Genomic DNA, 19,150 nt, shown 5'->3' on the forward strand with positions numbered 1-19,150 from the left:
CCCATGGGTAATTCATGACTGGCCGTTTTGCCGACAGTATCCTCTGGCGTTACCGCTATTTCATCCTGACATCAATCCAGTCGGATTTTCGCGCCCGGGTGGCGCGCAGCCGGCTCGGCCTTGTCTGGATCGTCATCGCACCGCTGTCGCAGGTGGTGATTTATGCCTTCGTGCTGTCGTCATTGATGACGCAGCGGCTGCCGGGCATCGATACGCCCTTTGCCTATTCGATCTACCTGATGGCCGGCTTCCAGGGGTGGTTCCTGTTCATCGAGATCGTCAACCGCTGTCTGACGATCTTCATCGACAACGGTAATGCGTTGAAGAAGATCTCATTCCCGCGCATGGCCCTGCCGGTCATCGCCGTCGGCGCGGCGATCCTCAACAACCTGATCTTTTTCGTGCTGGTGGTCGCCGCCTATCTTCTGGTGGGCTACCATCCCGGCTGGTCGCTTCTCTGGTTCCCCGTCCTGCTGATCGTCACCAGCGCGCTTGCGGCCGGTCTCGGACTGGTGCTCGGCGTGCTCAACGTGTTTATGCGCGACGTTGGGCAACTGGTCGCCATCCTCCTGCAGTTCGGCTTCTGGCTGACCCCGGTCGTCTATACGATCGACATCCTGCCGCCGCTCTTCCAAGATGTCGTGCGGCTCAATCCGATGTTCTGGATGATCGACAACTATCATCGGGTTCTTGCCTATGGTGAAGCGCCGAACCTCATAAGCCTGACAGCGATCGCCGCGGGTGCCGTGGCGCTGCTCGGCCTGGCGCTCGTTCTGTTCCGCAAGGCCAGCGGCGAAATGGTGGACGTCCTATGAGTAACGATCCGGTCCTGACCGTCAGCGGCCTCGGCAAGGTCTTCCGCCGCTACCGGCGCGAGTTGCACCGCGTGCTGAACTGGTTTTCCTTCAAGATTCCGGCTGCGGAAGAGCGCTGGGTGCTGCGCGACATTTCTTTCGAGGTCGGCGCCGGCCAGGCGCTCGGCATCGTCGGGCGCAACGGCGCCGGCAAATCCACACTGTTGAAGATGATCACCGGCACGACGCGGCCGAGCGAGGGCGGCGTGCACATCCGCGGCCGGATTGCCGCCATCCTCGAGCTCGGCATGGGCTTCAACTACGATTATACCGGCCGGCAGAACGTCTTCCACGCTTCCGGCCTGATGGGCTTCCAGCATGCCGAGATCGAGGCGGTGATGCCCGAGATCGAGGCCTTTGCCGAGCTTGGTGCCTATTTCGACCAGCCGATCCGGGTCTATTCCAGCGGCATGCAGGTGCGGCTTGCCTTTGCCGTGGCGACGGCGTTCCGGCCCGATATCCTGATCATCGACGAGGCACTCGCCGTCGGCGACACCTATTTCCAGCACAAGAGTTTCGACAAAATCAAGCAGTTCCGCGAGCAGGGAACGACGCTGATCCTGGTGTCGCACGATCGGCTTGCCTTGCTCAGCCTCTGCGACCGGGCGATCCTGCTCGACAACGGCCGGCTGGCGCTCGACGGCGATCCGGAAAGCGTGCTCGATTATTACAATGCGCTTCTCGGCCGCAAGGAGGGCGAGACGATCGAAACCCGGTTGCAGGAGAATGGCCGGATCCAGACGATTTCCGGATCGCGCCAGGCGACGATCGAAACTGCTGCCCTCCTGAACGGCGAGGGTGAGCCCGTCGATACGCTGGAAGTCGGCGCCGAGGCGGAAATCGTCGTCACCGCCAAGACCCATGCCGCCGTTCCGCGACTGGTGCTGGGCTACGCGGTCAAGGACCGGCTCGGCCAGACCATGTACGGCACCAATACCCATTACAGCGAGCAGGCGCTCGAAGGTCTCGAAGCCGGCGAAACGATCGAATACCGCATCCGTTTCCCCATGACGCTGGGGCCTGGCACCTATTCCGTGGCATTGGCGCTATCGGGTGCGGAAAACCATCTCGGCCAGAATTACGAATGGCGCGATCTCGCGCTGATCTTCAGCGTCGTCAATCTCCATGAGCAGGTTTTCGACGGCAAGATTTTTATGCCCTCGACCATCACGGTGGAGAAGGCGCCGAAATCTCAGCCGGCGAGATCGGCCGCACGCGTATAACGCAGCCGCATGTCTAGGAACGGCCGCTCGATGATGCCGTAGGACAGCCGCGCGAAGACGAGCGTGGCAACGAGCACCAATAGCCCGTTGAAGGCGAGCGCCGGATAACCGATGCCGCCGATCGGCCCCAAGAGCTCATGGGCGACGTAGATGATCATCGCGTGCCACATGTAGAAGGAAAAGCTCCATTCGCCGCCCTTGCCAAGCGCCCGGCCCAGCCATGCGGGCCAGGGCAACCGCGCTGCAAGGTAAGAAACCACAACGCCGGCCCAGAGAATGGCTTCCACCGTGCCCCAGATCACGCCGAGCGGCTGTTTCGGCTCTGCAGAAAAATAGCTGAGCCAGCGCGCCTGGAAGGCGGCTCCGAGGAAGACGAGGACGAGGGCGCCGGCGAGCAGCGGCTTGCCGTGACGCTCCAGCGCCGGCTTCAGCCTGTCATAGGCGATGGCGGCCAGCATGCCGACCAGGAACTGGTCGAAGCGGCCGACCAGGGTCGAATAGAGCATGTGCTTGCTGTTGTCCGTCGCGAAATAGGCGGCGAGCTTGATGACGAACAGCAATGCGATCGCCTGGAAGAGATAGGCAGGCCCACGTTCCCGGGTGAAGATCGCGAGGAAAGGGAAAACCAGGTAGAAGGCGAATTCGACCGAAATGCTCCAGGCCGGGCCGGTGGCGAAATGCCAGGAGGTCGGCGCATCGCCGATATTGGTGACGAAGAGATAAAGCAGGTCCGCCGCCTCGAAACGGTCGCGACCGATCGACACCGCGACGACGAAGACGATGACGAACAGCGGCGCGATGCGCAGGATGCGGTTGCGCAGGAAGGAAGCGTAACGGATCTCCTCGCTCGCCAGCGCGATGGTCATGAAGATGAAGCCGGAGAGCACGAAGAACAGGGCGACACCGGTATGGCCCTCGGTGATCAGGCCGAGATAGGGGCGGTCCGGATAAGGCTTCCAGTTGCCGGCATAAAAATGGAAGAAGTGGAAGCAGAAGACGAGCAGGGCGGCGAGCAGCCGCAGATGATCGATCTCCGGGATGTAGCCGATGTTGCGGGACTGCATGGCGCGCCCTTCCTTCTGCCGGCCGTCAGCCGCGCGTCAAACTGAAACCCGTTTCGACGAGCCGAGCGGCAAAACGTTCGGCAATCACCTTCCAGGAATAATGTTCCTCGACCAGATGGCGTGCCGCCGTGATCATGCTGTCCAGCTGCGTTTCTTCGAGGTTCTGCAGCTTTTCGAGCGCCCCGGCCAGCCCGCCATCGGCGGCGATGAAGTGCTGGTCCGGCTCGATGGCAAGCCCTCGGGAGCCGAACATCGTCGAGATGACCGGAATGCCGGCGGCGAAATAATCGAGCATCTTCAGGTTGGTACCGGAACCGGAGCGCATCGGATTGAGCGCCACGTCGGCGGCCGCCAGCAGGCTGTTGCGGGTCGCATCGTCGACCTGGCCCAGCAAATGAACATTGGCCGGCCGCTTGCGATCCTTGAACGGCGTGCAGGCGCTGCCCATGATGATGAACCGGGTTTTGGGCGCGGCCTCTGCGTCACGGAGGATGTCTTCCACGGCCTCCAGGTTGGGACCGTGCCAGCTGCCCATGAAGATTGCCGTCTGGCGCTCGCGGATGCCGGTGCGCTCCTGGATCTGCCGGCGCCGTGCAAGATTCGTATAGGGAATCTCGTCGAGGGCGACACCGTTCGGCACCTCGTAAAGATAGGCCCGGGTCGGCCCGTAGATCGACTGCAGCTCCTTCAGGTCGCGGTCGGCGCAGGCAAACACCCGGTCGGCGGAAATCCAGCACGTCCGTTCGGCCGCCTTCACCTCTTCGAGCAGCGGATCGGCGGCCGGCTTGCCGGCAAACATCGCCGATTTCAGCGTCAGCTCGACATCCTGCGCCTCGTACCAGAGCGGCTTGTCGGGTGCGGCCTTGCGCAACGCCTTGATCATGTAGGGATGGCAGGCGACGACGGCATTGCTGGTCATTGCCGACAGTTCGAGCGCATCGTCGAAGGCCGGCGTCAGGCCGATCAGCGTATGGGATGCAATATCGCCGATCGGAATATGGTCGATGACGTTGGAGATATCGCGCTCCGCCTCGGCATGCGCATCGCTTTTCGGGATATGGATCTCGACCAGGCCGGGGGCGATCTCCTTCTCGCTGCGGATATCGGTGGCGATGCCGAGCGAAATGATGTCGATATCGAAGGTCTCGGCCAGGTTCTTGTAGAGATGGTAGACGCGCGCCTGGCCGCCGTTCATCGGCGGGAAGACGCGGAAGGTGGTGGCAACCGTCAGTTTTGGGCGCGGGGCAGGGCGGGCGGCGACCGTGCGCGGCATGGCCTGCAGCAGGCCGGTTGCGACATTGTCCCAGGTAACGGCGGCAATCTCCTGCTTCGCCGTCTCGCCCATGCGTCTGGCCAGCGCCGGGTCGCGCGCAAGTTCGCTGATGCGTTCGCCGAGCGCCTTTGCCGAGGGCGCTGTGACGAAGCCGGTCTCGCCGTTACGGACGAATTCGCAGGGGCCGCCGGAATCGGCGAAGGTCAGGACCGGCTTGCCGCTCTTCATCGCCTCGATGGTAACGAGGCCATAATCCTCGTCATAGGGAACAAAGGGCACGGCCAGCGCATCGGCATAGAGTGCCGGCATGTCGTTATCTGCGACGAAGCCCAGGAACTGGATACGCTTGTCATCGCCGGCCAGCGCCTTCAGCCTCGCCTCATCAGGACCCGTACCGGCGATCAGCAGCGGGATATCCTCCGGCACATGCTTCATCGCCTCGACGATCAGGTCGACACGCTTCGGGCGATCCAGGCGGCTGCTGGTGAAGAAGTAACGGCTGTCGCCTTCACGATAATCCGTGCGGTGCGGCGGCGGATAAAGCACATCGACGATGGCGTCGGCGGGAAAATAGCCCTTGCGTTTGCGAACCGTGCCGGCGATCGTCGCATAACGGCGCATGCGCTGCGGCGAGAGCGCCGCGTTGTCGAGGAAATGCACGATGGCGCGAATGAGCGGCCCCGGGAAAGCAAAGACGCTGTCCGGCAGGCCGGCATCCTTCAGGGCGCGCAGCTTGTCGAACAGTTCCGGGATCTGTTCCGGATCCGGATAACGGCCGCCGGCATCCGACATCCATTCGACGAGGCCGCGCAGTTTCGGCTGGCTGAGCACGGCATTGTCATCGGCCGTTGGCGCATAGGTGTCGTAAAGGCCGCGCAGGCGATGCAGCATATAGCAGACATGATTAGGATGATTGACCATCCAGGCCGGATATTTGCCCGAGATCACGCAGTCATAGGCCGACAGGTCGAGCTTGAAGAAGGTCTCGTAGGAGGCGACCAGATCCCAGAAGGACCCTTCCGGCGACAAGAGCGCGACGATGTCGCACTCATGCTCCGTATGTTTCTGGAAATGATCCTGCAGCCCCGACCAGAGGTTTTCGGCACCGCCGAGTGCAAAAGGAACGGGATGCGGCGTGACGATGGCGATCTTCATGGCGCAACTCCGCTCTGTTCAATCGGCGGGATATCGGCAAGCAGAGTCTCGACCACGTGGCTCCAGGTGATATCCATGGCGTCGTAACGCGCCCGACCGTTGCGGCCGAGTTCGGCGGCCTTGCCGGCATTGGCCATCAGCGTTTCAAGCGCCTCGGCAATCGCCTGCGGCTCCGGCGCCGTGACGAAGCCGGTTTCACCGTCGAGCACAAATTCCAGCGGCCCGCCGGAATCGCTGCAGGTGATCACCGGCTTGCCCGACAGCATCGCCTCCAGCGTCACATAGCCGTAGTCCTCGTCGAGCGGCCCGAAGAATACCGCCGTCGCATGGGCATAGAGGTTGAGCATGTCGGCACGGCTCACGGCGCCGACGAACCGCACACGATCGGTGAGCCCAAGCGTCTCGGCCATGGCCTCGAGATGCTTACGCATACTGCCGGTTCCGGCAAACACCGCCTGCACCGGCGAGCGACAGGCCGCAAGCGCCTTCAGCATCAGGTCTTGGCGCTTCAGTCCCTCAAGGCGGCTCGGAACGAAGATGTAGGGCAGGGCCGGTTCGAGCCGGAATTCTTCGGCATTGGCTGGTGGATGGTACAGCGCCTTGGACTCGATGCCATTATACTGGCGCAAGCGGGCACAAACCCGTTCGGCAATAGTATAGACAGCGCGTGCACTGCCTGATGCTACACCGCCCAGGCTTTCATTGTCACCTTCGATGATGCGCTGGCGAAGCGCATCGGTTTCCTTCTTGCCACGCAGCCAGCCATAGGGGGTGCCGTAGAGATCGTAGGCCGAACGGTGCTGATGCAGCAGCCAGATACGCTTGTCGGGATGGCGGATCATGTAGGCCGGGAATTTCAGGCAGATCATCCGGTCGATCTGGCCGCCACCATAGGGCAGGAAATTGGCCGACAGGCAATGGTCCATGGTCTTCGCCGCCGCATCCATCGGCTCGAAATAGAAGGGCATGGAGATCTTGTGGACCGAATGCCCGGCCGCCCTGACGGCCTCGACCAACCCGTCGACCAGGAACTCGGCGCCGCCATGAATGCCGGGCGTATGAACCGTCGCGATCCCGACCCGCATCAGTTCTGCCCGCTATCGACCGGTTTCTGGGCGTAGACGGCGTAATCCGGCGGCTGCCGGAACCAGTCGTTGACCTCGCCGGGCGCAAAACCCGTTTCCGCTTGGCTCAGGTCGCAATCCGCCTCGCCGCGGATGATGCGGGTCTCGCCGTAACCGCGCGCCTCGGCGATGAAACGCAAGAGATCCGGCGGCAGGGGCTTGTTGTGGGTCGGGTCGTAATTGAAGGTACAGGCGCCAACCACGAGATTTTCCGGATTGGGCGTCTCGAACAGCACGATGCCGCCGGGCATCAGTGCCCGCCGCGCCTCGTCGAACAGCGTCACCAAGTCCTTGAAGGCAAGATGCTCGACGATATGGAAACCGGTAACCGCCGCCAGGCTGTTTTCCGGCAACGAGCGCAGATAGGCGATGGCATCGCCATCCAGCACGTCGAGGCCGAGCGCACGGGCCTCCGCCACCATCGAGACGTTGAGGTCGACGCCGCGGGTGGCGATGTTGTTCTTGCGCAGGAGCGACAGCCATTCGCCGCGACCACAGCCGATATCGAGCACCACGCCGCCGGCGGCAACCGGTGCCGTCTGCTTGAAGATCGGCAGGTAACGTTCCGACCGCTTGCCGATCTCGACCGTCGAGCCGCGAAAACGGTTTTCGAAGGCAACGTAGAGGCTGTCGAGGGTATGATCGTCGAGCGCCTCGACGGATTCCTGGATCGCCGGCTTTTCAGGCAGCACGGCGCGGGCCTCGTCGATCAGCCGACGGAGTTGCAGGCTTTCCTCGACGATGAGCTGGCGCGTCGCCTTGATCTCGGAGAGCGCCTTGGCGGCATCTTCGCGGGCGCTCAGCGAAAAATCCCTTGAATCGGCGGCATCGCGCTCGGTGATATCCATACGCATATCGACATGGGCCTGGTTCTTGCGAATGGCCGACAGCGAGGTATTGACCGACGAGATCAATTCGACATGCCGCTGCGCCACCGTCGCGAGGCGACGATTGGTCTGCGACCGCACGAGGAAATTCATGAAGGGCGCGAAAAACTTGCCGACGACGGGCAGGCCGGCAAGCCTGTCGAGGATGGCGGCCGGCATCAGCCAGCGGATCTTGACGCCCCGCTCCTTGCCTTCGGTCGAACGCCGGAGCGCCGACAGAACCCTGACGACGCCGATATGGCCGCTGCGCAACGCCGGCAGGTAATAGGAACCGCCGACACCATCCATCTCGCGGCCGAGCACGACACGATAGGCATTGCGCAGGAAGGCATCTTCATCGAGCGCTGCAAATTCCTCGATCGTATAGAAGGGCCGGCCGAGCGGGATGACTTCGCTGTCATCGGGCTCGACGATCATCGGAACGGAACCGAGCCCGCCCTGGCGCCGCAACTGCCGGCTTTGCTGCTCCGCCTGATCGACGGCCTCCACCTCGGTGCGGACACGCTCCAGGATCGCATCGATGGTTTCGGGGCGGTTTTGATCTGCGTCCATAGCTGGGCCGAACTCCATAGCAAGTCTTCTGCCATCGCTCTAGCGGGCTTGGGAGGAAGGCGCAACATTGGAACTATCATAAGGTTCGAATGAAATATCGGAGCGCGTTTCACGCTGATACAACCCATATCGATACATGGCCATGAATATATCGCATAGATTGGGTTTCATTTTTTGCTGTGACCAATCTCACAATCACTCTGAACTTTTAGACTAAACTTATATTTTATAATTCCAAATTAGGTACTTAAATTATTTAATAAATAAATTAAAAATACATACTCTCAAATCTTGGTCAGAAAAGATATTAATTTTTTATATTGTCAATATTTTTTTTCGCCTTTTTTTGGTAAGTTAACCAATCCTAAACTTTACAATTGATTAACTAAATCAGATGGGTTTAATAAAACCTCATCTCGCATGAAGCGAGCGTGTAAGAGGGAGTAAATCATGGCTACCATCCAAGGCATTTATGTCGCGCTCTTCGGTCGTCCTGCCGACCCGGCCGGCCTCGCATTCTTCAATGAAGCAACGAATAACGGCGCTGACCTGACCGCAATTGGCGACCTGGCATCGACCACTGAATATCAGGCTCGCTTTACCGGCATGACCAATGAGCAGATCGTTAACTCGATCTACCAGTCTCTGTTCGAGCGTGATGGCGAAGCCGCTGGCGTCGACTTCTACGTTGGCGAACTCGAAGCCGGCCGCCTCACCATCAACAACATCGCTATCGCTATCCTTGATGGAGCACAGAACGACGACCTGACGACCGTCAACGCCAAGATCGCCGCTGCTAACATCTTCACCACTCATCTCGACCAGCAGGTTGAGATCGACGCCTACGCTGGTGACGATGCTGCTGCTATCGGCCGCACCTTCATCGACGGCGTCACCAAGGACGATGCTGGCACTGAAGCTGAAGCTGATGCTGCAATCCTTCTGCTGCTCGGTCAGGGCGGTCAGGATCCGGATGGTGGTGATGGCGACGGCGCCGGCAACCCCGGTGGCATCATCTCCGAGATCAGCCTTCATCAGGGCCTTACCCTTGCTGAACTTCCTGCCCAGTACACGCTGGCAGTTGGCGCAACCGCTGAAGACCTTGGCGATATCTCTGTTGCCGATTACGGCAAAATTGCCGGCATCATTGCTGGAGCAGAAAACGCTGCTGACTACTCCGCTGTTGGCTATCTCTTCGAAGTCTCTGACTCGTTTGCCAACATCGAAGCCGACTCTTCGTTCCTGACCGATGCTGGCCTGAACACCGCTGGCGGCACCCAGAGCGGCTACTCGATCACCGACGCAACGCTCGACCTGACGCTTGACACGGACGACGCGACGCTTCTTCACGGCGCCGATAACTTCGATGCCGGCTTGCACGATTACGACATCGTTGATGACTTCGCTGACTTTGCCACGCTCGACGCCGCAGTCTATACTGATGCGGATTATGTCACAGTAAATGGCTCGGGTGATCCTGACGTTATTACGGGGCTGGGCGCCCGCAATGGTCTCACGATCAACGGCGGCGCTGGCGCTGACGTGATCACGTCTCCGTCTGGTGGTCCTGGCGGCGAAGATGATCACATCTTCGACGGTGGCGCAGGCGTAGATACCATCAACCTGGCGGTTAACGTAGGTGACGACATTATCGTTCTGGCAACATCCAATGCCAATCGCGACATCATCAACAACTTCGAAACCGGCTTTGACGACCTTCGGGTAGCTGATGCTAACGTTACGGCCGATATCAGCGGCGGTATTGCTTCTGGTCAGTTTGAAAGCTTTACGGCTACTCCGAACGGCTTCCTCAATTTTGGCAACTTCAATCTTGCATCCCGCACAACAAGCGCCGACGCAATTGTAGAGTTCAATAACAACTTTAGCTCTGCATTCGACGCCACGGTCACTGGGGCTGATATGCTTGATGCCCTGAATGACTCCATTTTGCCGACGTCGGCCGCAGGCATCGCCGTGGGCACTGCTGGCTGGGCTGGATACTTGATCGCATACGCTGACAACAATGCTTACGTGTTCTATGCGAACGATGCCAACAGCAATAGCACACTTGCAGAAGGTGAAATTCAGCTTGCAGCAACAATCACCGGTGTTGCCGCAGGCGGCCTGGGCGTCAGCAACTTCGTCAATGACGGCATGGCTGTAATCTGACCTTATGTGCATAAACTACGGAGGCGGCCCACGGGCCGCCTCTTTTTTGTTTTCATTCCTTCACCCTCGCCGACAGAGGTGGCTGGGGAAAATTGAACGGTTGAGATAAGTGGCTTTCGGCTTTTGAACACGGCAGTATGCCGGGAACAGGAGCCATGATGACGAAACGACCCTGGCGCAACCACAGCCCCGCCTTTAAGGCGAAAGTCGCGCTCGCCGCGATCAAGGGCTAAAAGACAATGGTCGAGCTCGCCCAGCAGTTCGACGTGCATCCGGACCAGATCAAGCAATGGAAAGATCATCTGCTCGACGGCGCTGTCAATGCCGCGTGAATTTTCTCCAGAAGTGCCGAAGTAAATTCCCCATTTGTGCCGACGTGGACGCCAGGGAGAATTGAGGATTTTTCGGCGGCCGCCCTTGTGGCTTTTGAGGTGGGGCAAAGGCCGGACTGCTGAGCGGAAAACGATGATCGACCGGAACCACAAACTGTCAGTCTCCCGCCAGACCAAGATACTCGGCATCAGCCGTGGCAGCGTCTACTACCTGCCGCAACCGGCCTCAGTTGTCGATCTGGCCCTCATGCGCCGGATTGACGAACTGCATCTGGATTATCCTTTCGCCGGCAGCCGGATGCTGTAGGGGCTTTTGAATGCTGAAGGCCATAACGTCGGTCGCCTGCACGTGCGGACGCTGATGCGGAAGATGGGCCTCAAGGCGATCTATCGCCTTCCAAACACCTCCAGACCCGCACCGGGTCACAAGGTCTATCCGTATCTACTCAAGAACCTCGCCCTCACCCGACCCAACCAGGTCTGGGCGATGGACATCAGTTATATGCCGATGGCACGGGGCTTCGTTTATCTCTGCGCTGTCGTCGACTGGTTCAGTCGTCGGGTTCTGTCATGGAAGCTGTCGATCACGCTGGAGATGGCGTTCTGCATCGAAGCTGTTGAGGAGGCGTTGTCCCGCTACGGAAAGCCGGAGATACTCAATAAGGACCAAGGCAGCCAGTTCACGTCCCTCGACTTCATCAAGCTGCTGAAGGATGCCGAAATCAGCATCTCGATGGACGGCAAGGGAGCGTGGCGGGACAACGTCTTCGTCGAGAGGCTCTGGAAATCGATCAAATACAAGGAGGTCTATCTCCACGCCTACAAGACCGTGTCCGAGGCCCGCACTGCCATTGCCCGGTATCTGACCTTTTACAATGGCATACGCCCGGATTTGTTGGTTTCCACGCGGAACTGAGCCGGTTTAACAAGCACACCGAAACTTATCTCAATTTATCAGTTTCGCTTATGCGTTCTACTTGGATGACATTGGTGAGAACGCCGGCCGCCCAAGAAATTAAACTTCATTTGCATGCTTCGATTGGCATGCATACCACGTTGCTGTGGTTTTTGACTGGTAAAAAACAAAAAGGGGGAGCCAATGCCCCCCCTTCTAACTTCATGTTCTAAGTATATTAGGCGATTACGCCGAAATCAGCAGCGCTGATATCGCCGAGGCCCTTACCGTCCAGGATACCAATGACGCTCACGCCACCTGCAGTGCCGGTGCCGTTCGCATCATAAACCAGCCAGGTTTCCGTGCCGATTGCAACTGCAGCAACGTAAGCAGCAGCAGCAGGAGCAGCTGCACCAGCAGCAGCAGTTTCAAAGTCGGAAACCAGTGCATCGGTGTCGGTCAGGGTAACTTCGACATAACGACCAGCAGCGAGTGCACCCGGGAGATCCAGGTTACCAGCGGCGACCGTCAGGCCAGCACCTGCAAAAGCAGTTGCATCGAGGATGATCTGATCGTCAGCAGACGTGAAGTCTGTGATGTGATCCTGGTTTGCCAGATCCTTGAATGCGACGCCTGCCGCACCTGCAGTACCGAGAACGTCGAATACGAACGAGTCAGCGCCAGCACCACCCGTTGCAGTGTCCGTATCGGTCGCAGAACCCGAAACGAAGATAACGTCGTTTCCAGTGCCACCATTCAGCGTATCATTGCCGAGGCCGCCATCAATGATGTCGTTGCCGGCGCCACCGTCGATCGTAACTTCGCTAGCAGCGGTCGCTGCAGCAAAGTTAAACGTGTCGTTGCCAGAACCACCCGTAACGGCAACTTCACCCGTGACGGCACCGCTCGTGTAGGTGATGTCGCCCGTTGCGGCAGATGCATCAAACTTCGTAAGATCAGTCGAAGTGTTGATGATCGTTGCATCACCTGCGCCGGTAACGGTGATGGATGCTACTTCCGTGAGGGAAGAAATATCCACGTCTGCAGTGTTTGCGGTACCAAGGGCAACAGTAGCTGCTTCAACCTTGTCGCCATCAGTTACAACGAAAGTTACGTCACCAGCAGCATTGGCATTGTTAGCGGCAAAGTTCGCCGTCGATGCACCAGCCAGATCAGCATATTCAATGTTTACGTTGTAAGCAGCGGTCGCACCCTCAAGACCAAAAACCGTAGCAAGCGCGGCGCCGGTATAGGTGTTGGCGGTGTTCTGAGCCCAAGCCTGCTGGAGGCCCGTAACCTTGCTCAGATCAAGAGTGTTGTTAGAGCTGTTGTTAATGCGCTCAATGCCGCTGATAACCGGAGCAGGAGAGGTGTTGATAAGGCCGTTGGCCGAAATGACCAGCGTATCAAAACCAGCACCGCCCGTCAGCGTATCGACAGAGTCAAGCGCGTCGGCCGTGATCGCACGGAAAGTGTCATCGCCGGCGGTACCGACTACGGTGTCAACACCACCTGTGGCGACGTTCGTCGTGCTGGTCAGCGTGAATACCTGACCCGGAGTGCCTTCGCCGGTAACAACGCCTTCGACTGCAGTAGCAACCTGTTCAGCCGTCGGAACCGTTGCTTCATCAGCAGTGATCGGAGACAGGAACTGGCGGCCGAGGTCGGCAGCGATATCGCCGCGATAGGCAGCAATTTCGTCCGGCGTATCAAGAGCAGCGGTGAAAGCGGTTGCAGCTGCGATCTTGTTGTTTACCGTTGCAAGGTCATCACCCTGAGCGCCATCAAGGATAGCGATAGCAACGTTGTTGATGTTCAGCTCGCCGCTGTTCAACGCGTTAACGAAGAACGTCAGACCAGCCAATTCCGGGTTACGGCCGAACAGCGACTGGAAGATTTCCGTTACAATACCGGCATTATCCATGCCTTCGAAGCGGGTCTGGTATTCAGCAGTCGATGCCAGATCGCCGATCGCCGTCAGGTCAGCGCCGTCGTTCGTGGCTTCGTTAAAATACTGAAGGCCAAGCGGATCAGCCGGACGGCCGAAGAGAGCGATATAAATACCTTGGATAGTTGCCATGGTAATAGGTTCCTCTAATGGTGAGACCAACTTAGGTCGAGTGTTTGATATCCCGATCATTGGCGCACGTCAATAATGTGGCTGACAAAAAAATGCATCGACCACGACGAGTAATCACTTTACCCCCCGCCTTACATATTTTTATGCGATCAGCCTGGAACAAAGGTCACATCAATGAGTTATATATAGCTATGCGACGATTTTCCGTGATATTTTATCAAGATTCGGAAATTCCGGGCTTCATTCACTGATACAGCCTTTAACCATTGCGGCTCAAATGTTGAGCGCGGCACTGGACAAGCGCTGTGCGCCGTGCTCTATATACAGTGAAATTATAACCCTTGGTGGCACTCTTTCCACACCTTGCAGGCACGCCGTTATGCAGTCTCAAAAAAAAGCTTTAGAAAGCAATGAAATCGCGCTATTGCGCCGCGAAGCCGGTAAGTGGCTTAAAGATAAACGAGAGGAGGCCGGCCTCAGCCAGCGTGCCCTCGCTGCTGCAATCGGCTTTGAATATTATACGTTCATTTCCCAGCTTGAATCTGGTCGTGGCCGTGTGCCTGCCGAACGTTACGAAGCATATGCCCGCGCACTCAACATCGAACCGCGGGAATTTGCCATTACAATGATGAAATATAATGATCCCCTGACCTACGAATTGATCTTCGGTAATTCGGAGCAAGGATCGAAGGTGGAAGAGATGGAGCGTCGATTGCGCCGCTTAGAAAGCGTGCTTGGCAAATAAATGCTCCCTGTGTAGCGATTGCTACATGCGTGTTCGTATTTTACTGATAAAAAGGCCGCCATTTTAGGCGGCCTTTTCTTTGCAATCTTTTTCGCGGATTTATTTGCAGGCTCAGGAAAACAACATCGCGATGTCGTCAATCAGGTCTGCCTGTCCGACCACTGAAATCGTGCTTCCGTCGGACATAACATTGGTCCAGAGGCCTATGTCTCCCGAGGAAAGGTCTGCCATGTGATCCTGCTCAATCAACACCTTTCCGCCGCTATATTCGACCTCGTAGCGTCCCATATTGTTCATAAAGTGTTGGAGCATATTCATCACCTCGGCATTCCCGAGTGTGGTCTGCATATAGAAACCTATGGATGTATCGAGATCATCCAAAGATGACAGTGAGATATCAAGTGGCTGAATACCAATTCCGCTACCCGGTAGAATATCTCCCTTATCGACCTGTGACGGCGAAACTGTGAGGGTTTCACCTTTCGTTAGCACTTGGAAATTTTGCCCCAGAAGATCTTGCAGTGTTTTAATCGATTCGGGTGTTGCGAGAACCGCAGTATTCGTATTTCCCTTCTCGACCTTGTCCGTTACTGCTTCCCCTTGGCTAATGGCCATCTGGCCAAGGCTGGCGATTGCAGGCTCGGAAACTTGATTCTGTACAGGCGCAACGGCGATTCGCAGGACTTCACCGGCAAAACCCTCTTCGAAGGCATGCTTGAGTTGAATTTCTTCGGCCGCGATGACAACTGGCGCCATCGTACGATTGGCTTCCGTCTCCTGCATGGTCGCGGAGTGCACAGCGTGTTCAACCCGCGCGTTTTCCGCCGTATCGTCATGAACGGCGATTTTACTAGCTTCCGGCAGCAAGGCTACCAGCTTTTCGCTTGAGAGAGATGCCGTTTCCTGCTGATGCTGTTGCTGCGCAGCATGAAGGTTTATCAGAATTTCACCAGTCAAGATGGCGCCGGCAAGCGAAGCCACGGCGCGTGGAGAATCAACCGTCTCAAACAAACGGCCCAGCGCGCTCTGCGCGCGAAGAAGCAAGGTCGGGTCGCTTTTCTTCACGACTTCGGGAGAAGCGATCTTCTCACCAGCCACGCCCATGTCCTTAGCATAGGCTACGCCACCGTTATCGAGCTTGAACAGCAAAAAGATCGCCGAAATCGACATGATGATCTTGGCTGCCGGATGCAGCACAACGTTGCTGTTGCGCTCGGTGCGGACTGCCAAATGCTCACGGACAGCGCTTTCAAAGTTGACGATGAGTTCGGCGATCGTTGAAGCCTTGAGTCGGATTCCCAGCGTCTCGCAGATCAGAATGCAACGGTTGTCTATGCGGGCGACGTGCATGAACACGTCCTGCGTGGTCAGATCGTAAAAAATGAGCCACGGTTCTTCTACGTCCGTCAATCCGCGATCGATTCCGATCCCGGCGCCGTTTTCGACCAAAAGCCGGTGAGCCCGGTAGAAATCGGCAATTTCCTGTTGCGACCAGTCCTGGCCTTTGGCTGGCGTCCGGTTTTTGGAAAAGCTGGGAAAAGAAAGAACGCGCATCTATCAAATTCTTTATTCGCCGCCTCATGGGCAAGCATGCCGAGAGGCGAAACCACAGGTCATTCAATATTTAAGCGAGAATGAACAGGATGGCAATCTCTCCAAATCTAGTTGCCTAAAGATCGGACATTGAACCGCGCCGGCTTTGCTGGAGACCCAGCTCGTGAGAAGCAGGGTCTATGAGAAGCAAGACGCCGAACAAATTCTCTTGAAGTCCGCGCACGGGCCGTTGAATCTTCCCCAGGTGCTGTGGCCACCGATCTTCCGGCGCGCGTCATCGCCAATATTCCTTCCGACGGTCGAAAGGGGATTTTGGTGATCAAGTGGCTCGCCAGACAGCCCGTCTTGACTGCCTGGTTCGACATCTCGCTCTCGGCGGGCTACTTAATCTTCGCAATATTCTTTAAGAACACCATTCAGATATCGTTTAAAAGAATCCTCGTCTGTGTGCCAATAGCCATCTGCCAACAGCTCTCTGATAGCTTGCAAGCGTTCACTATCGGACTTGTAGTGCAAGGGAAAACCGTCCGGGAAGGTCTTTGTAAGCAGCGAATATAGAAATCTTCGCTTGCCCTTAGGCTGTTTTTCGATATCAATTTTCCATCGACGGAAGCCAGTTATATTAGGTCGCTCTTGGGCAAAGCCGGATTTTTGTGAGAAGCAGCTCCTGACCTCGCGAGCGAGGAAGGTGATATCCTCATATATCGGAGCGTTCCCTGGCTTACAGAGGATAGTTCCGCCGTTTTCGCTCCGCCCGAACTCAAGAAACTGCCACTCGCCTGCCTTGATCTGAGTTAATTGGCCGTTGCTCCTCCTTCTGGCTGTAGCCTTTACCATTTCCCCTTCAACAAGCATTTCCCGTAACTTCTCAAACCACTTCATGTCGCTGTAGTCAAAACGATGGCCGTCAAAGTCGAAGCCTGCGGCGAACAAGCTGGTTTTGCCGAGCGCAACCAGGTCATATCCACGTCGGGATTGTTGTAGGAAAGCAGGCTTGTCAATGGGCCAGCGGTAGACATTCTGATTCTCGATCCAGATCGAGCGTCCCCTCCAAAACTCTTCACGGTGGCGCAACACAGAGTTCAGTTCTTTTCTGGATATCCAGGCGGCAACCATCTCAGGAGACCACATCGCGATTACAGGAGGTGAAGCCGGCGGACGAAATCTTACCTCCAGCGGTTCACCGCCATTTTTGATCGCCGCTTTCTCGGCGTCCTTAGGAGTGACTTCGCCGGTTCGGACTTTTTCAAGCAAATCGTTACGAAACTGAATGTATTTCACTGTTCCTTCCTGCGTGCCGCATTCTTGCTGCCAGCTCAAAATCGGAACGCCGTCATCGTCGTATTCGGTAGCACTGGGCGTACGGTTCATGGCCGAGAAGTCAAATTTCATGTGCAAGGGCTCCGATTGAAAGCACCTTGAACAAGCCATCCTAACAACCTCTCAATCGCTATCCTTACTAAAAAGCTGACAGGAAATCGGGACCATTTCTTGAATACGAAATGCGTTGAGACCGGTAAATCCCATTCTCCAGCGCGCATTTATGCGTCGGCAACGAAGTGCATTTCGGCATATTTCCCAAATTTTCCCAACCCGCCCCTGCGCATCGATCCTATTTCGGTATTTTACGTTCAGAAATTTAATAGTGAGGTTTCCAAATGGGAAAAAACTTTCTTGTAAATGCCGTTCTGCATTTGAACAAAACCATTCAATATAGTGATATTTACTCAGATTCACTTGATGATCATTATGCTCGCGTCCCCGGCGACGAGGGGAATGATATGAGAACCTCTTTTCCAGGCGAGCGGTCATCAGCGGTCGTGCATGATCTATGCACCATTCCCCACGATCAGTCTGAAACCATTTTGCTGCGGCTTGCAAGCGGAAGTGTCGATCTGATCTTTTCGAACCCGCCATACAACATCGGCAAGGAGCATAAGCGCTCCATGGTGGCCTATCTCGCTCAGATGAGGCCAATCGTCGAAGAATGCCAGCACGTCCTGTCGGACCATGAACCGATGTGCTGGCAGCTTGGAAACTATGTTCACGCCGGCGAGATGCTCGCGCTCGAATTCATCCCGATGCTTCGTGCCCTCGGAACGAAGATGCGCAACCGCGCCATTTGGTCGTTCCGTTTCAAGTCGCGGGTGGTCGGTCTTCGCAACACGTGGCAGGCAAGCGCCATTCACTCTCAACGCTAATCAAACCCAAAAATGACTGTGTCGTTAAACAAGTGCCCCCACGGCGCTGAAGGAGTATCTATGTCCTGGAATCTTCCTGCGATCACCGCCGAGCTTCACCGCAAGGTCAAATCAGAATTCTCGTGCGCACTCGACCCGGCGATGGATTTCGCTGCCGAACTCGCATTCCTGGGACTCGATTATCCGCTGGGTGGAGAGACGATCTACATTACGCGGCGGAACGGGATGAACATCTTCCCTATCCCGACCGACCCCGAAATCGCGCGCATTCGCCTGCCAAGGAAAACTTCGGCGGGGAACATCATCGCGGCACTGCATTTCTGCCCGCTGCCGGCACGCATTCTACAGACGACCCATGATTTGCAGATGACTGGGAACGGTTTGCCGGACTGCAGCACCGTGGTGATCGAACAGGCGACCCGGGCCTTTCTCGCGACGCTTCGGGAAACGCGAAGTGATGTGTTCCAAACCTGGTTCGGACAGGCGTTCGCTATCGCAACCGGCGGAAAGTACAGGGCATGATCTTCTCACCTGAAACCATGGCATTGGCAGACGAGGCTCACGAAATCACCGGCTCTTCTCGCGCTCTGCTCGATTACACGTCCGGCCGCAAAGGAGATCTCTGCCTGGACGGTATGACGCTGGTGGCTGCCCCGAACGATACATTGCATTTGCGCATCGGCCCTGCAAACCCAGGTTCGATCGCGATCGATATGCCGCCGGGCACGATGATCTCCGATTTGCGCGCTGCAATGTGGTTTTATCCGCTGCCAGCCCTCATCCTTGACATTCTGCGCCAGTCTCAAGCGGCCGGCAAAACGCTCTGCGCGCATGAGGAGGCGATAATCGCATCGTATCGGACTGCGTTTCTCGATTGCCTGGTCCGTGGTGACTGGGTCGCGCGGCGTGCCGCGTACATGCAGACGCAGGAGCACTGGCAGCATCGCTGCGTGACCGGGACCGGTCCGTCATGACCTGATTCTGTCGGTGCCCTGCTGCCACAGGCGTGAATTCGCACGGCGAAGCAGGGCCTGACGATCCA

At 57.2% G+C, this 19,150-nt stretch carries 14 protein-coding genes and 1 pseudogene; 8 read left to right on the forward strand and 7 right to left on the reverse strand.

Features of this window, described 5'->3' with window-relative positions; all coding sequences use genetic code 11:
• The first annotated feature begins 14 nt into the window (after nucleotides 1-14).
• Both ACSQ3I_RS25780 and ACSQ3I_RS25785 read left to right on the forward strand, forming a co-directional pair.
• Nucleotides 15-815 (forward strand): ABC transporter permease, encoded by an 801-nt coding sequence (locus tag ACSQ3I_RS25780; protein WP_436003705.1) that lies wholly within the window; start codon nucleotides 15-17, stop codon nucleotides 813-815.
• Nucleotides 812-2,077 carry an ABC transporter ATP-binding protein gene (locus ACSQ3I_RS25785; protein WP_436003707.1) on the forward strand — a complete coding sequence of 422 codons (1,266 nt, stop codon included), beginning with the start codon at nucleotides 812-814 and terminating at the stop codon, nucleotides 2,075-2,077. Before ACSQ3I_RS25780 ends, ACSQ3I_RS25785 begins: the two co-directional genes overlap by 4 nt.
• Here the strand turns inward: ACSQ3I_RS25785 and ACSQ3I_RS25790 are convergent.
• The 4 genes from ACSQ3I_RS25790 to ACSQ3I_RS25805 are packed head-to-tail and all read right to left on the reverse strand — an operon-like array spanning nucleotide 2,047 to nucleotide 8,132.
• Nucleotides 2,047-3,141, reverse strand: a complete 1,095-nt coding sequence (locus ACSQ3I_RS25790) for an acyltransferase family protein (RefSeq protein WP_436003709.1) — start codon at nucleotides 3,139-3,141, stop codon at nucleotides 2,047-2,049. The genes ACSQ3I_RS25785 and ACSQ3I_RS25790 overlap by 31 nt on opposite strands.
• A 25-nt stretch (nucleotides 3,142-3,166) precedes the next feature.
• The gene (locus ACSQ3I_RS25795) at nucleotides 3,167-5,569 is read right to left on the reverse strand and encodes a glycosyltransferase (protein WP_436003711.1); all 2,403 of its coding nucleotides are present in this window, start codon (nucleotides 5,567-5,569) and stop codon (nucleotides 3,167-3,169) included.
• Complete coding sequence (locus ACSQ3I_RS25800) at nucleotides 5,566-6,654, reverse strand: glycosyltransferase family 4 protein (protein WP_436003713.1); 1,089 nt, start codon at nucleotides 6,652-6,654, stop codon at nucleotides 5,566-5,568. Before ACSQ3I_RS25800 ends, ACSQ3I_RS25795 begins: the two co-directional genes overlap by 4 nt.
• Nucleotides 6,654-8,132, reverse strand: coding sequence for a class I SAM-dependent methyltransferase (locus ACSQ3I_RS25805; protein WP_436003715.1), 1,479 nt, complete (start codon nucleotides 8,130-8,132; stop codon nucleotides 6,654-6,656). The genes ACSQ3I_RS25800 and ACSQ3I_RS25805 overlap by 1 nt, the downstream gene beginning before the upstream one ends.
• Nucleotides 8,133-8,582: 450 nt before the next feature.
• On the opposite strand from ACSQ3I_RS25805, the gene ACSQ3I_RS25810 reads away from it, so the two are divergent.
• Both ACSQ3I_RS25810 and ACSQ3I_RS25815 read left to right on the forward strand, forming a co-directional pair.
• On the forward strand, nucleotides 8,583-10,301 hold the full coding sequence (locus ACSQ3I_RS25810; protein ID WP_436003717.1) for a DUF4214 domain-containing protein: 1,719 nt from the start codon (nucleotides 8,583-8,585) through the stop codon (nucleotides 10,299-10,301).
• A 158-nt stretch (nucleotides 10,302-10,459) separates the two neighbouring features.
• A pseudogene (locus ACSQ3I_RS25815) lies at nucleotides 10,460-11,522 on the forward strand (IS3 family transposase); the annotation flags it as partial.
• A 244-nt stretch (nucleotides 11,523-11,766) separates the two neighbouring features.
• Here ACSQ3I_RS25815 and ACSQ3I_RS25820 read toward each other — a convergent pair.
• A complete protein-coding gene (locus ACSQ3I_RS25820) occupies nucleotides 11,767-13,608 on the reverse strand; it encodes a DUF4214 domain-containing protein (protein ID WP_436003719.1) in 1,842 nt (613 codons plus the stop codon).
• Nucleotides 13,609-13,987: 379 nt separating this feature from the next.
• On the opposite strand from ACSQ3I_RS25820, the gene ACSQ3I_RS25825 reads away from it, so the two are divergent.
• Nucleotides 13,988-14,353, forward strand: a complete 366-nt coding sequence (locus ACSQ3I_RS25825; protein ID WP_436003721.1) for a helix-turn-helix domain-containing protein — start codon at nucleotides 13,988-13,990, stop codon at nucleotides 14,351-14,353.
• A 111-nt stretch (nucleotides 14,354-14,464) separates the two neighbouring features.
• On the opposite strand, the gene ACSQ3I_RS25830 is transcribed toward ACSQ3I_RS25825, so the two are convergent.
• Together ACSQ3I_RS25830 and ACSQ3I_RS25835 are read right to left on the reverse strand one after the other, a co-directional pair.
• The gene (locus tag ACSQ3I_RS25830; RefSeq protein ID WP_436003723.1) at nucleotides 14,465-15,907 is read right to left on the reverse strand and encodes a hypothetical protein; all 1,443 of its coding nucleotides are present in this window, start codon (nucleotides 15,905-15,907) and stop codon (nucleotides 14,465-14,467) included.
• 384 nt (nucleotides 15,908-16,291) lie between these two features.
• The gene (locus tag ACSQ3I_RS25835) at nucleotides 16,292-17,299 is read right to left on the reverse strand and encodes a hypothetical protein (protein ID WP_436003725.1); all 1,008 of its coding nucleotides are present in this window, start codon (nucleotides 17,297-17,299) and stop codon (nucleotides 16,292-16,294) included.
• 266 nt (nucleotides 17,300-17,565) lie between these two features.
• On the opposite strand from ACSQ3I_RS25835, the gene ACSQ3I_RS25840 reads away from it, so the two are divergent.
• The 3 genes from ACSQ3I_RS25840 to ACSQ3I_RS25850 are packed head-to-tail and all read left to right on the forward strand — an operon-like array spanning nucleotide 17,566 to nucleotide 19,082.
• Nucleotides 17,566-18,108, forward strand: coding sequence for a DNA methyltransferase (locus tag ACSQ3I_RS25840; RefSeq protein ID WP_436003727.1), 543 nt, complete (start codon nucleotides 17,566-17,568; stop codon nucleotides 18,106-18,108).
• A gap of 60 nt (nucleotides 18,109-18,168) precedes the next feature.
• On the forward strand, nucleotides 18,169-18,630 hold the full coding sequence (locus tag ACSQ3I_RS25845) for a hypothetical protein (RefSeq protein ID WP_436003729.1): 462 nt from the start codon (nucleotides 18,169-18,171) through the stop codon (nucleotides 18,628-18,630).
• A complete protein-coding gene (locus ACSQ3I_RS25850; RefSeq protein WP_436003731.1) occupies nucleotides 18,627-19,082 on the forward strand; it encodes a hypothetical protein in 456 nt (151 codons plus the stop codon). Before ACSQ3I_RS25845 ends, ACSQ3I_RS25850 begins: the two co-directional genes overlap by 4 nt.
• The last annotated feature ends 68 nt before the right edge of the window (nucleotides 19,083-19,150 follow it).

The sequence above is a fragment of the Rhizobium sp. LjRoot30 genome (assembly GCF_964253915.1).
Lineage (GTDB): Bacteria > Pseudomonadota > Alphaproteobacteria > Rhizobiales > Rhizobiaceae > Metarhizobium.